This is a genomic window from Selenomonas ruminantium AC2024, from assembly GCF_000687995.1.
Taxonomy (GTDB): Bacteria; Bacillota; Negativicutes; order Selenomonadales; family Selenomonadaceae; genus Selenomonas_A; species Selenomonas_A ruminantium_B.
The window spans coordinates 58,326-70,603 of the sequence record NZ_JIAC01000001.1 but is presented as its reverse complement, the minus strand read 5'-3'; the positions used below and the strand labels follow the sequence as shown (position 1 = coordinate 70,603).

The 12,278-nt window shown below is 47.5% G+C and carries 13 protein-coding genes; 9 read left to right on the top strand and 4 right to left on the bottom strand.

Annotated elements, in window-relative coordinates; translation table 11 throughout:
* The first annotated feature begins 2 nt into the window (after positions 1 to 2).
* Both P157_RS0100345 and P157_RS0100340 read left to right on the top strand, forming a co-directional pair.
* Positions 3 to 941 carry a hypothetical protein gene (locus P157_RS0100345; protein ID WP_026759261.1) on the top strand — a complete coding sequence of 313 codons (939 nt, stop codon included), beginning with the start codon at positions 3 to 5 and terminating at the stop codon, positions 939 to 941.
* A gap of 146 nt (positions 942 to 1,087) precedes the next feature.
* The gene (locus P157_RS0100340; protein ID WP_026759260.1) at positions 1,088 to 2,335 is read left to right on the top strand and encodes an IS256 family transposase; all 1,248 of its coding nucleotides are present in this window, start codon (positions 1,088 to 1,090) and stop codon (positions 2,333 to 2,335) included.
* Positions 2,336 to 2,400: 65 nt separating this feature from the next.
* On the opposite strand, the gene P157_RS13445 is transcribed toward P157_RS0100340, so the two are convergent.
* The 3 genes from P157_RS13445 to P157_RS0100325 all read right to left on the bottom strand — a co-directional run bounded on the left by P157_RS13445 (position 2,401) and on the right by P157_RS0100325 (position 3,895).
* Positions 2,401 to 3,102 (bottom strand): PD-(D/E)XK nuclease domain-containing protein, encoded by a 702-nt coding sequence (locus P157_RS13445; RefSeq protein WP_051598406.1) that lies wholly within the window; start codon positions 3,100 to 3,102, stop codon positions 2,401 to 2,403.
* On the bottom strand, positions 3,077 to 3,241 hold the full coding sequence (locus P157_RS15345) for a hypothetical protein (RefSeq protein ID WP_155266669.1): 165 nt from the start codon (positions 3,239 to 3,241) through the stop codon (positions 3,077 to 3,079). The genes P157_RS13445 and P157_RS15345 overlap by 26 nt, the downstream gene beginning before the upstream one ends.
* A gap of 132 nt (positions 3,242 to 3,373) precedes the next feature.
* Positions 3,374 to 3,895, bottom strand: a complete 522-nt coding sequence (locus P157_RS0100325) for a hypothetical protein (RefSeq protein ID WP_026759259.1) — start codon at positions 3,893 to 3,895, stop codon at positions 3,374 to 3,376.
* Positions 3,896 to 4,154: 259 nt separating this feature from the next.
* On the opposite strand from P157_RS0100325, the gene P157_RS15685 reads away from it, so the two are divergent.
* The 7 genes from P157_RS15685 (at position 4,155) to P157_RS0100290 (ending at position 11,413) form a co-directional block, all read left to right on the top strand.
* Positions 4,155 to 6,314 carry an adenylyltransferase/cytidyltransferase family protein gene (locus P157_RS15685; RefSeq protein ID WP_230578420.1) on the top strand — a complete coding sequence of 720 codons (2,160 nt, stop codon included), beginning with the start codon at positions 4,155 to 4,157 and terminating at the stop codon, positions 6,312 to 6,314.
* A 2-nt stretch (positions 6,315 to 6,316) separates the two neighbouring features.
* On the top strand, positions 6,317 to 7,555 hold the full coding sequence (locus tag P157_RS0100315; protein WP_026759257.1) for a sugar phosphate isomerase/epimerase family protein: 1,239 nt from the start codon (positions 6,317 to 6,319) through the stop codon (positions 7,553 to 7,555).
* Between the two features lies 1 nt (position 7,556).
* Positions 7,557 to 8,495, top strand: a complete 939-nt coding sequence (locus P157_RS0100310) for a sugar phosphate isomerase/epimerase family protein (RefSeq protein ID WP_026759256.1) — start codon at positions 7,557 to 7,559, stop codon at positions 8,493 to 8,495.
* Between the two features lie 14 nt (positions 8,496 to 8,509).
* The gene (gene glf / locus P157_RS0100305) at positions 8,510 to 9,613 is read left to right on the top strand and encodes a UDP-galactopyranose mutase (protein WP_026759255.1); all 1,104 of its coding nucleotides are present in this window, start codon (positions 8,510 to 8,512) and stop codon (positions 9,611 to 9,613) included.
* Between the two features lie 78 nt (positions 9,614 to 9,691).
* Positions 9,692 to 10,456: a hypothetical protein gene (locus P157_RS14695; RefSeq protein ID WP_026759254.1), complete on the top strand. Its 765-nt coding sequence runs from the start codon at positions 9,692 to 9,694 to the stop codon at positions 10,454 to 10,456.
* 73 nt (positions 10,457 to 10,529) lie between these two features.
* Positions 10,530 to 10,826, top strand: a complete 297-nt coding sequence (locus tag P157_RS0100295) for a hypothetical protein (RefSeq protein WP_026759253.1) — start codon at positions 10,530 to 10,532, stop codon at positions 10,824 to 10,826.
* Between the two features lie 62 nt (positions 10,827 to 10,888).
* The gene (locus P157_RS0100290; RefSeq protein WP_143035211.1) at positions 10,889 to 11,413 is read left to right on the top strand and encodes a gamma carbonic anhydrase family protein; all 525 of its coding nucleotides are present in this window, start codon (positions 10,889 to 10,891) and stop codon (positions 11,411 to 11,413) included.
* Positions 11,414 to 11,481: 68 nt separating this feature from the next.
* On the opposite strand, the gene P157_RS0100285 is transcribed toward P157_RS0100290, so the two are convergent.
* Entirely contained in the window at positions 11,482 to 12,120 is a 639-nt protein-coding gene (locus P157_RS0100285) for a YigZ family protein (protein WP_026759251.1), read from the bottom strand.
* Positions 12,121 to 12,278: the final 158 nt, after the last annotated feature.

The window sequence follows — 12,278 nt, the reverse complement described above, 5'->3', positions numbered from 1 at the left end:
ATATGTCGACAACATATACGGAAAAACCTGATAATTTGCCTGAAATAGAAACATTAGTTATTACGGAAATTAATGAAATTAAGCGTACGTTCTACCAGACTGACAAAGTATTCTTTTATGATGCCTGTTCCTTTCAAAGACATTCCGGTCTGAATGATGCTGAAAGAAATATACTGATTCAGTACTTTGAGAAACAAGGGATAACGGTTTTTCTGACCAGATGCGTATTAATGGAGTTGTCAGGAGATCGGCATAGCTTGGAAAGACGATTTATTGATTACATAAAGAGTCTGAGTGATGCCAACATAAACGTTATATTGTTTAATGAAGAATATACATACAGTATTCTTTCAGATTGTTTTTCTACGAATGAGAGAATAAATGAGTATCTTATGTGGGCCGTACGAAATGTATACTCCCCTGTTAGTACAATCGCAGATACGCTGAAGTCAGATAGTAAACTGAATTCGGATGTGCGTGAAGGAAAAAAACTGAAGGATTCGAATCTGTATCAAAGATTTTTTTCCGCTGTAAGAAGAAATAAAGAGCATGAGGATAATTTAGGAGAAGAATTGATAGCAATCTGTGTTCACATCTTATCTAACCTGCCGGGAGTGGCAGATGGAAAGTTGTGTGTGTTGACTGACGATAAAGGGGCTGCCAGTAAAATTGATTCCGCTATGAAAAAAAGCAATCGAGGAAATCAAGGGGCAAAAATCATTATATTTAGCACGCCGAAGCTTGTGCAGCATATGTTCCGGGAACATGTTGAGCTGTCAGAGGACGAAATGATGAATATCCTTTCGCAAGGAGTTTCCGGCAACATTAGGATTATGGGGATTACAGACTTTGATTTTGAAGTGAATCCAAAGATATCGCTATCCGCTAGGGAACTGGCACGAGAAATAATGAAATCGAATGGATTTAAAATCGTGTTTTAGATAATGAGTGGAATGACAAGGAAACAATTTTACAGAGAGTGTAAAATTAAGTGTGTAAGTTACCGGTAACAAAACTTACGCACTTTCTTTTTATCCGAAAGTGCGGTACAGTATCATCATAATGACAGAAACGGAGTACAGCACTTATGGCAAGACGAAAAAACAGAGGCAATGAAAAAGGACAGGCTATCGCCAAACTTATCATGGAGCAATATCAACCCCAGAATAAGGAGGAAATGCAGGATGCTATAAAAGATGTATTTGGCCCCATGCTGGAAGCTATGTTGCAGGGAGAAATGGATAACCACCTGGGCTATACATCTAACGACCACGGCAGCAAGGATACAGACAATCGCCGCAATGGCTATATCGACAAGACCGTTCGAAGCAGTTTTGGTGAAATTCCCGTCAGCGTTCCTCGCGACAGGGATGGTTCCTTTGAGCCGCAGGCTATTCCTAAACGGTCAAAGGATATTACGGGTATTGAGGATAAAGTCTTGTCCATGTATGGACGTGGTATGAGCCAGCGTGATATATCCTCGACCATTGAAGACATTTATGGCTTCAGCCTGTCAGCGGAAAGTATCTCAAACATCACCGACCGTGTGCTAGAGGAAGCTGAAGTCTGGCAGAATCGGCCCCTCAAGCCCTTTTATCCCTTTATATTTGTAGACTGTCTTTACGTCCCTATACGGCAGGAGTACGAGACGAAAAACTGTGCCATCTACGTAATTCTCGGCTATGATTTGGATGGTATCAAGGATATCCTAGGCTTATGGATTAGCGACACCGAAGGCAAGCATAACTGGATGCAGATTTTTGACGAAATTAAGACACGCGGTGTTGAAGACGTGGCTTTCATCAGCATGGACGGTGTTTCCGGGCTGGAAGAAGGGGCCAAAGCAATTTTTCCACAGGTGGTGGTACAACGCTGCATTGTGCACCTTATCCGCAATTCCATTAAGTACATACCCTCCAAGGATTACAAAGGATTTACAGCCCAGCTTAAGAAGATTTATGGTGCTGTTAATCTCAAAGCGGCTATTGCCGAATTTGACCGATTTAAGGACGCTTGGAAACATTATCCTGGAGCAGTAGCCGTATGGGAGAGAAACTGGATACATGTGGAACAGCTTTTCAATTATGGTAGTGCCGTACGCCGTGTGATGTATACTACCAACGCCATTGAGAGCGTTAATTCCAGCTTTCGCAAAGTAACGAGAAAAGGGGCCTTTCCTCATGAAAATGCTGTTCGCAAGATTCTTTATCTGCGAATTCTGGAGCTATACAAAAAATGGCAGGGGCATCCCATTATGCGGTGGTCTATGGTACGGAACCAACTAGCTATTGATGGAAAAATTCAGGAAAGAATGCTAAAGTACGAGCAATTTTAAGCTTTTTCCCATAGAAAAGGCGGCCCTTTCGGACCGCTTTTCTTATGGCAAAAAAACTTACACACTTATCTTGACAAACTCATTTTACATGTATGTTTTTTATTTCCTGCTTTTGCATCCTTATTGTAATTGATACCGACCAGCAGGATTTCACGCTTGGTATCCTGCAGTACAGCAGGATATTTTTTTTGCATGATTTGTTCGATGGCTCCCTGTGCATTTTGATTCCATTTCAGTTCGATAAGCAGTATGGGCCAGTCTGAATCGTGTTTGGGCAGATAGACGATATCGGCGTAGCCTTCACCGGCCGGAAGTTCTTCAAACTGCAAGTAGTGGTCACGATAGGTGTAGTAGGCAAGTTTGATTACGCTGCGGAGACTGTCTTCCTTATTGTAGTGGAGTGGGGCAGTTTCTTCGGCATGGACTTTTTCGATTTGTGCGGCCACGGCATCTTCGTTTTGTCGTATGGTATCGGCAAAAAGCTGTTCACTTTCTGCCAAGCGTTTTAGGGTGGCTTCGTGTTTTACTTCATGAATCGAGCGTTGGAATTCAAGTTTAATCTCTTCATTGGGGATATGTACAGTCTTTTTTTCGGAATCATAGGCCAAGTAGCCTAGATGAATCATTAAGGTGAGGACGTCGTTTTTTCCGCGGAAGGTGGTGAGGTCATTGGCAAAGCCGATGGTGTCGACCTTGACCTCCAAGCCGCCGATTAACTCAGCGATGGTCTTGGTCAGCCCGTTATAATCTTTGCTGATGTAATTCAAAAGGCCTGCTGATGCAGGTTAGTTTATTCTTTTTTTCTACTGTTTTATTAATCAGGTCGATCAGCAGGGTTTTGTCTACGTAGTCCTGATCGTTTATTTCAGCAAAGCCGCTGTTTCCGGGATTGATATAAATGCCCATGGTGTTTACGCCTCCTCCAACTACTACGTGTATTTTATCACATATATTGTTATATTCAATGAATTTTTCTTATTATTTCGTTAAGAATATAAAAATACCGCCATCCCTCAAGTTACGGGATGACGGTGTTTTTTACCCTGCGTCAATATCCACATTAGCTCCCTGGTATTTGCTCTTATCGGATTCTTTGAGGTCTTTTTGGTAGGGATTGGTTTCGTTGACGTAGCGGATTTGGGTGGTGGTTTCACCGCCGGAGATGTAGGTGCGGCCGCATTCGGGGCAGACATCGGTTTTGAGGCGGACGCTGGCGCGGACGACTTCGCCGTTGCCGGCGTCTGCTTTTTGGTAGGCGTTGGAAACGTGTTCCTGTTCGTGGCTCATGACCACGGAGGCAGCGTTGCTTGGGTCGATATGGCCGGCGGCTTTGAAGGAAACCATTTCGTCGGAGCCGTCCTGGTATTTGCGGTTTTTACAGGTCTCACATTCGCCAGGGCTGGATTTTCGACCGTTGGCGTCTTTGGTTTCGCTTTCGTTTTCTTCTGCTGGTGCGTTCGTATCGTAGGGGGCAGTTTGGTTGTTGTAATTATCATAGCTGCTATAGCGGTCATAAGGGGATTGGTATCCGCTTGTTCCATTGATGCGCATATCCATCATTGTTTACACGTCCTTCCTTAGAATCGTACATTTATCCTATTTTGTATATCGGATATATTGGCTAAAACTTTAATTTTTCTTCCGGGAGGTTGGCGAGCACGTTTCCGGCAGGATTTTGGGCAAGAAATGTAAAATAAAATAAAGCAGGATAACGATATTTGAGCAGGGAGCAATGGAGGGAACTATGGAATTATACAATGAAATTCAACGCAGTTTGTATGCGTGGTATGATATGTCTGCTTGTAAGAGGTTACTTTTTGTGGGGGATGGGCAGGACTTTGTGTGGCCGGAGCATATTGCGGTTACATGTGTCAGCTGGGAGCAGGCGGCAAAGGGGGATTTGCGGGAAGCCGGGTTTGATTTAATTTTAGCTGATTGCGGTTTTGAGCGGTTGGCAGAGCCTGCGGCAGTGATAGCCGCTTTACCGCATTATTTAACCATGCAGGGACGGTTACTGCTGGCTATGAACAATTCTTTTGGGCTGAGGTATTTCTGTGGAGACAGGGATCCTTATACGGAGCAGTCTTTTGATGGTATAGAGAATTATCGTATGGCCTATGGAAAACGGGAAGATGTTTTTCATGGGCGCATGTATGGACAAGGCAGAATGCGGCAGTGGCTAGAGGCTGCCGGCTTTGCCAGGGTGAAGTTTTATACCGTATTACCCGATTTGGAACATCCCACATTTTTTTACAGAGAGGATTTCCTACCCAATGAGGATTTGACGGTACGGTTGTTTCCTTTTTACAATCATCCGGAGTCAGTCTTTTTGGAGGAAGAAAACCTGTATGCTTCCCTGATGGAAAACGGGCTGTTTCATGCACTGGCCAATGCATATCTGGTGGAATGTTCGCTGAATGGCAGTTTATCGAATGTGCAGCATGTGACCTGTTCGGCGGAGCGTGGCGTTGAGTTTGGTATATATACGATAATATACGAAGATGGCGTAGTGGTAAAGAAACCGTTGGCTGCTGCTGGTGAAGGACGGCTGCGGGATGTTCAGAACAATATGGAGGAATTGGCGGCACATGGTGTCAAAGTGGTACCTACGAAACTTACTGACGGGCAGCTGTCGATGCCATTTATGGAAGCAGAAGTGGGGACTTCTTACTTGCGCAAGTTGTTGCGGCAGGATAAGGAAAAGTTTTTGCAGGCAATGGATCATTTTGCTGCGCTTATTCTAAGGTCATCTGAGCATGTGCGGGAAGATGCCGGTGATGGAGAAGGCGTGCTGCTGCGCAAAGGTTACTTGGATATGGTGCCACTGAATTCTTTTGCGGTAGACGGAGAGTTTGTTTTCTTTGATCAGGAGTTTGCGTTTGCTGATTATCCTGCCAATGTGATCCTTACCCGACTGGTATCGCTCACTTATGGTGGTGACAGAAAGATGCAGCAAATCTTACCGGCGGAGGTGTTGTATGAACGATATGGTCTTACGAAATACTTAGGTCGCTGGCATAGAATGAGCAATGAGTTTTTGACTAAATTGCGCAATTTAGGGCCTTTGCATGACATTTATGGGCCGCATCAGCGTGATTCGCAACAGGTTTATGCCAACCGTCAGCGGCTCAATTATCCGGAGGAAGAATATCAGCGACTGTTCGTGGATATTTTTGCCGGTTTGGAGGATAAGAAACTGGTGGTCTTTGGTTCGGGATTGTGGGCGCAACGGTTTATGGATGGGTTTAGCAATGAACATCCGGTGTCGCTGGTGGTGGATAATCAGCAGTCGCGTTGGGGAACGAAATTGCGGGGAATTTCCATTGTAAGCCCGGAAGAATTGCGGCAATGGAAGCCGGGCAGCTTTAAGGTACTGATTTGTATCAAGGGCTATCAGTCGGTCGTATGGCAGCTAAAGAATATGGGGATTGAGGAATACAGTATTTTTGATCCGCAGCGCAGTTATCCGCGTAAGCCACGGCAGGTGGTGGTAAATAATGTCACCATAAGCGGGGGAGAGAAAGCGGGTGCGCAGGTTAAGAAATATCATATTGGCTATATTGCCGGGGTCTTTGATTTATACCATATCGGCCACCTCAATATGTTCCGGCGGGCTAAGGAGCAGTGTGATTATCTGATTGTGGGGGTCGTGTCGGATGAAGGTGTGCGCAAGAATAAGGGAGTAGACCCCTTTATTCCTTTTGCTGAGCGAGTGGAACTGGTACGGGCCTGCCGCTACGTAGATGAGGCGAATGAAATACCCCTTACTTATGCCGGTACACGGGAAGCTTGGGATTTATATCATTTTGATGTGCAGTTTTCCGGCAGTGATTATGAAAATGACCCGTATTGGCTGGCGGAAAAGGATTTTTTGGAAAAACATGGATCCACTATGGTGTTTTTCCCGTACACGGAGCAGACAAGTTCTACGAAGATTAAGGCGGTTATTAATCAGCAGTTGGCAAAGAAAGAGGACTAAGTATGGATATACTATGTGCACCGGATGGTCTGTCCAATTGGGAGTATCCGGGACAGGGGGTAAAGGATATAGCCGGTTCTGCGTTTAAGCAAGCTGTGTTTGACATGGCCATGATGTTTCCCCAGCATAAATTGCGAAAATTGACGGACGATACAGTTTGGCGTAAAGAACGCTGGCAGGTGGTTAAGGAGTTTGGCAGGAAGTTTGCCGGTCAAGGCGTTAGGCTGCCATTGGGATATGCACCACATTGGGGGGATGCGGCGGCAGATTGGCCGTCCCTGGCTGTATATCAGGAGTTTGTAGAGGAAAGTATCCGACAGGCTGGTTTGCAGGGCTGCCGACAGCTGGTGATTCGTCCCTGGCCGGAAGCAGAGGATAAGACAGAGTTGTGGCAGGTCAATAAGGAGTTGTATCTGTCTTTGTTACCATTGGTACAAAAGTACAAAATTATGATATTACTGGAGAATCAAGCTAAAAGTATCAACGGACATTTTGTACGGGGGGCAATGTCGGAGGCGGTAGAGGCAGTTCACTGGGTAGATGTACTAAATGAAGCTGCGGGGGGAAAGGTTTTTGGCTTTTGTCTGAATATGGGAGCTGCCGGCCCCTGTGGTCTGAATGTGTATGATTTGGTGCTGGCGCTGGGCAGCCGCTTGCAGGCGGTGATTATCTGCGACAGTGATGCGACAGGAGACCGGCAGCTGCTGCCCTTTACGGGAGCTAGTCACAGGGCGTGTGAAACCGACTGGCTGAATGTGATTCGCAGTTTGCGGGAGATTGCTTTTGATGGGAATTTGGTGTTGAGTCTGCGGGATACGGCAGCGGCTTTTCCGCCTTTATTGCGGCCACAGTTGATGCGATTGGCAGAGGATGTGGTGCAGTATATTCTCTGGCAGATTGATATGGAAAAGACGTTGGAAAAATATGAGCAAAGAGTACTGTTTGGTGCCGGCAATATGTGCAGGAATTATATGAGCTGTTATGGGGAGAAATATCCACCGCTGTTTACCTGTGACAATAATCCGCAGGTTTGGGGGCAGGAAGTATGCGGCCTGACGGTGCATGATCCACAGGATTTACGCGATTTGCCGGCAGCTTGTGCCATCTTTATCTGCAATATCTATTACCGGGAAATTGAGGCGCAGCTGCGGGAAATGGGGCTGCAGAATCCGATAGAATTTTTCAATGATGAATGTTTGTCCACGATGTATGCCGGGAATTTACCGGAGGAAGGATTTTAGGATGCTGGAATTAGGGGTACAGACAAAAGAAGCCGTGCAGGACGAAAATCCGGCAGAAGGTTTTTCGCTGCTGCGGCAGGCAGGTTTTTCTTGTGCGGATTTCAGCCTGAATGCCTATTTGTTGAATTTGGATATATATGGAAACAATTTAAATCGTTTTTTTGATGCCAGCGTGCAGGAATTGGAGGAGTTTTTTACCCCGCATAAGGAGGGGGCGGCAAAAGCTGGAATAAGGATTCATCAGATGCATATGCCCTATCCAATTTATGTCCCGCAGGGAAGTACGGAACTCAATGACTATCTATGGCATCAGATGGCACCGAAAAGTCTGGCTGTCTGTGCTTTTTTTGGCTGCCGGTATATTGTGGTGCATGGGTTTAAGCTGGCGCGTGAGTTGGGCAGCGAGGACAGGGAATGGACACAGACGGAGAAATTTATTCATTATCTGGCACCGCAGGCGCGTGAGTTGGGGATAACCCTTTGTGTGGAAAATCTGTATAATGGGCTGGGGGGGCATATGATTGAAGGGCCTTGTTGCAATGCCCGTAAGATGGCGGAGCGTATCGACCGTATCAATGAGCAGTATGGATGTGAGGTGCTGGGATTCTGCTTTGATACGGGGCATGCCAATCTGGTGGGGGTGGATATGGAAGAGTTTGTGACGGTTTTGGGGTCGCGGCTGAAGGTTTTGCATATTCACGACAACGATGGCATAACGGATTTGCATCAGATTCCCTACACCTTTGCCCGGACACGGGAGAACAGGGCCTCGACGGATTGGCAGGGATTTATCCGTGGCCTGCAGAATATTCATTATCGGGGAGTGCTGAATTTTGAAACCGCTCCGGTGTTGACAGCCTTCCCGCAGGGATTAAGAAAGGAATCGCTGACGTTTATCGCAACAATAGGAAAATATTTTGCGAAGCGGATTTTGTGTTAATGGGGGCAGGTTTTATGGCGAAGTATGATTACCTGATTGTAGGGGCCGGGCTTTGTGGTGCTGTTTTTGCGCATGAAATGACGAAAAGGGGGAAGAAATGTCTGGTGCTGGAAAAGCGGCAGGCGCCAGGCGGCAATATCCGGTGTGAAGAACGAGAGGGAATTCATGTGCACTTGTATGGTGCACATATTTTTCATACGAATAATCAAGAGGTTTGGCAGTTTGTCCAGCAATTTGCTGAGTTTAATCAGTATGTGAATTCACCGATTGCCAATTTCCGTGGTGAGCTGTATAATCTGCCCTTTAATATGAATACGTTTCGGGCGATGTGGGGGATTCGTACGCCGGCTGAGGCCTCGGCAAAGATTGCAGAGCAGCGCACTGAAATAAAAGGCGAGCCGCAAAACTTGGAGGAACAGGCCATTTCTTTGGTGGGCAGGGATATTTATGAAAAACTGATTCAGGGGTATACGGAGAAGCAGTGGGGGCGGAAGTGCAAGGATTTGCCCGCGTTTATCATTCGCCGTCTGCCTGTGCGCTATACTTATGATAATAATTATTTCAATGCGCGATATCAGGGAATACCCATTGGTGGGTACAATAAGATTATTGAAGGGCTGTTGAAAGGAATAGAAGTACGTTTGGGCGTAGATTATAATGCGGCGAAAGGCGAATATGCAGGCTTAGCTGATAAAGTTGTATATACTGGCGCCTTAGATGCGTATTTTGATTACAAGCTGGGGCGTTTGGAATATCGTGGACTGCGGTTTGAAACGGAAAGACTGGAGCAGGAAAATTATCAGGGTGTGGCGGTGATGAATTTTACGGCTGCGGAGATTCCCTATACACGAATAATTGAGCATAAGCATTTTGAATTTGGTACGCAGCCGGTGACTTACATTACCAAGGAGTATCCGCAGGAATGGCAGCCGGGACAGGAGGCTTATTATCCAGTTAACGACCAGATAAATCAGGATTTGTATGCCAAATATGCAGAGCTGGCAAGCCGGGAGGAGAATCTGCTGCTGGGCGGGCGGCTGGCACTGTACAAATACTTTGATATGGATAAGGTTGTGGAATTGGCGTTAGAGGCCGTGAAACGGGAAATCGGTGGCTGAAATTTATGTGCGGGCTCTTGCAACTGTTTTCCATTTCTACTATGATGTAAGTGTGAATATGGAATGGAGGACGAAGTATTGTTAGAACAGCTTTGTTTTGAAATAGAGGATATGAACTTAAAGGTTGAGCTTGCGGTGCGGGAGCGACAGCTTTGCTATCGCGTGGGTGATGGTGAGTTTGCGGTTTTGGACGGCGGGCGGCGGTGGCTGCGGCGGTTGGAGAAGCTGCATCTTGGTTCCTGGCGGGCGAGTTATCAGCCGCCTGTTCCGCCGGAGCAGCATAGTTTGTGGCGGCTCTCGTTTAAGGATAGCAAGCTGGGCACGCGGCGGATTGTGGGGGATAATGCGCATCCGGGCAGCTGGGCGGCGTTTATCGACCTGATGAATGAGATTCCCGGGGTGGAGATTAACCGCGTGCGGCAGCTGGAGCAGGTGGCGCTCATCTTGCATGATACGATGGACAATCCGCGGGGGAACATCTATCTGCCAAAGTCAAAAAAAATCAGCCTTGTGGAAAAGCTGATTATCAATCGGGGCAAGCATATTTTGGTGTTTACGCGGCATAAGCAAGGCTTAGGCACGGAGCGTCATGCCTTTGATTCGGTGCGCAATGTGCCGCTTTTATTGGAGCGGATTGCGGAGCATGCGGCGGAGTGGCAGGTGCAGCAGGACGGCGTGACGGATGATTTCCTGCCGCGGGTTGAGTGGAAGCTCAGCTGGCGTGATGGTTCGGAGGACACGGGCTGTTATGTTTTGCGGGGCGATGCGATGCCGGAGCCTTGGAAGAATTTTATGGAGGAAATCGGCAAGTTTACGGGTAACGTACGCGGGAGAATTTTTTAACAGGCAGGATTTTGCGGGATAATTGTCGAAAGGGAGGTTAAGATGTAAGGCGCGCAAGATGGGAGGAGATATCATGTCGGAGCCGATTCAGACGGGACATCGGGTTTTTCAGGGCAATCGTAAGATGAACATGGAAATGCTGGAGATGAAGCCTTTCTATGTGGCAACGCCGGGGTCGAATCTTACGCAGGAGGAAATGGAGGCAGAGGCCATGGCTGGTGTGAAAAAGCCCGCTTCGCCGCCACCGCCAGCAGAGGAGTCTGCCCCAGCGGAAGGCTCGCCCGAGGATATTGCGGCACGGATTGCCGGTGACCGCACGAAGAATCAGGCAGATATTTTAGAATTGGCCAAGAGCCAGATTGACGGTTGACTCCAGGGGCCCACGTAGGAGGAATTTCATTGTATACGCTGAAAGATGATGTGTTTAAGGGCATGCGTCCCCAGATTCATGAGGAAGCCTTTGTGGCTCCTCAAGTTTTTTTGTCCGGTGATGTGCGGGTCGGAAAGTATTCCAGCCTGTGGCCGGGAGTGGTAGCCCGCGGGGATGTGAATTATATCTCGGTTGGGGAGTGCTCCAATGTGCAGGATTTGGTGTGTCTCCATGTGGCAGATGATGCGCCCTGCATCATTGGCGATTATGTGACGGTGGGCCACGGGGCGGTGCTCCATGGCTGTGAAATTGAGGACCATGTGCTGATTGGCATGAGTGCCACGGTGTTGACGGGGGCCAAGATTGGTCGAGGTTCCATCATCGCCGCAGGGGCGCTGGTGAAGGAAAATGATGTGATTCCGCCCAATTCTCTCGTGGTCGGCGTGCCGGGGAAAATCGTGCGCACGCAGGACAGGATTGAGACGATTCATGCGCAGGCGATTAAGTATAAATGTGAATGGGCGATTGAGTATGGAGTGAAGCCCGATATCGGGGGAGAATTGTATCACGGGGAGAAAATAATCTGATACTGGTAGTGTGGTGGTGGAAAACTCATCCACCGCTGACGCGGTCCCCCTTCCCCAGAGGGGAAGGCTTAGATTCGGATGGCGATGAGTTGCTCATCGCCACTTTTTATTTGTGCGCGGCCGGCGGTCAGGTTGGTGATATCTTCGCTGATTTTTTCGATTTCGGCAGGGGGAATCAGGAGGTGCAGGGTTACGCCTTCAGCATAGTCGGCTTCTAGGCTTCGGATTTCGTTTTGCCGCATATAGTGTTCGATGGTGGCGAGGTGTTCGTAACTTACGGCCACGTCGAGTTGGGCAAAGGGGGTCATTTCCAAGGTGGTGGCGGCTTCAATGCCTAAGGCTGCCGCATGGGAGTAAGCACGAATCAGGCCGCCTGCCCCTAATTTAATACCGCCAAAGTAACGGGTGACGACTACGACGATGTTGGTCAGCCCGTTTTTTTTGATGGCTTCGAGGATGGGATTGCCTGCCGTGCCGCCGGGTTCGCCGTCGTCGTTGGATTTTTGTTTGTCGGCTTTTTCGCCGAGGACGTAGGCGGAGCAGTTGTGGCGGGCGTCGAAGTAGCGCTTCTTGATGGCGGTGATGAATTCGCGCGCGTCTTCTTCATTATCCACATGGCGCAGGTGGGTGATGAATTTTGATTTTTGGATTTCGTAGAGGGTTTCTACGCTGTCGTCTATCTCTTCAATGGTGCGGTAGCTATGCATATTGCCTCCTGTTTTTGCGGAAAATTTTCTCTTTATAGTATACCGATTGTATACATGGAAAAAAAGGGAGTTATGATAAAAATTTTTATGGTAATTCGCTGGGGTTTGTAGTATTCTTAGTTTATTACATGAAGCGCCGCGGATGGCAGCAGCTATAC

Excerpts from the sequence above, each read along its gene's own strand:
- P157_RS0100345 (WP_026759261.1), top strand. The coding sequence starts at position 3 with ATGTCGACAACATATACGGAAAAACCTGATAATTTGCCTGAAATAGAA.
- P157_RS0100340 (WP_026759260.1), top strand. The coding sequence starts at position 1,088 with ATGGCAAGACGAAAAAACAGAGGCAATGAAAAAGGACAGGCTATCGCC.
- P157_RS15345 (WP_155266669.1), bottom strand. The coding sequence starts at position 3,241 with ATGGGCATTTATATCAATCCCGGAAACAGCGGCTTTGCTGAAATAAAC.
- P157_RS0100325 (WP_026759259.1), bottom strand. The coding sequence starts at position 3,895 with ATGATGGATATGCGCATCAATGGAACAAGCGGATACCAATCCCCTTAT.
- P157_RS0100315 (WP_026759257.1), top strand. The coding sequence starts at position 6,317 with ATGGATATACTATGTGCACCGGATGGTCTGTCCAATTGGGAGTATCCG.
- P157_RS0100310 (WP_026759256.1), top strand. The coding sequence starts at position 7,557 with ATGCTGGAATTAGGGGTACAGACAAAAGAAGCCGTGCAGGACGAAAAT.
- glf (WP_026759255.1), top strand. The coding sequence starts at position 8,510 with ATGGCGAAGTATGATTACCTGATTGTAGGGGCCGGGCTTTGTGGTGCT.
- P157_RS0100295 (WP_026759253.1), top strand. The coding sequence starts at position 10,530 with ATGTCGGAGCCGATTCAGACGGGACATCGGGTTTTTCAGGGCAATCGT.
- P157_RS0100290 (WP_143035211.1), top strand. The coding sequence starts at position 10,889 with ATGCGTCCCCAGATTCATGAGGAAGCCTTTGTGGCTCCTCAAGTTTTT.
- P157_RS0100285 (WP_026759251.1), bottom strand. The coding sequence starts at position 12,120 with ATGCATAGCTACCGCACCATTGAAGAGATAGACGACAGCGTAGAAACC.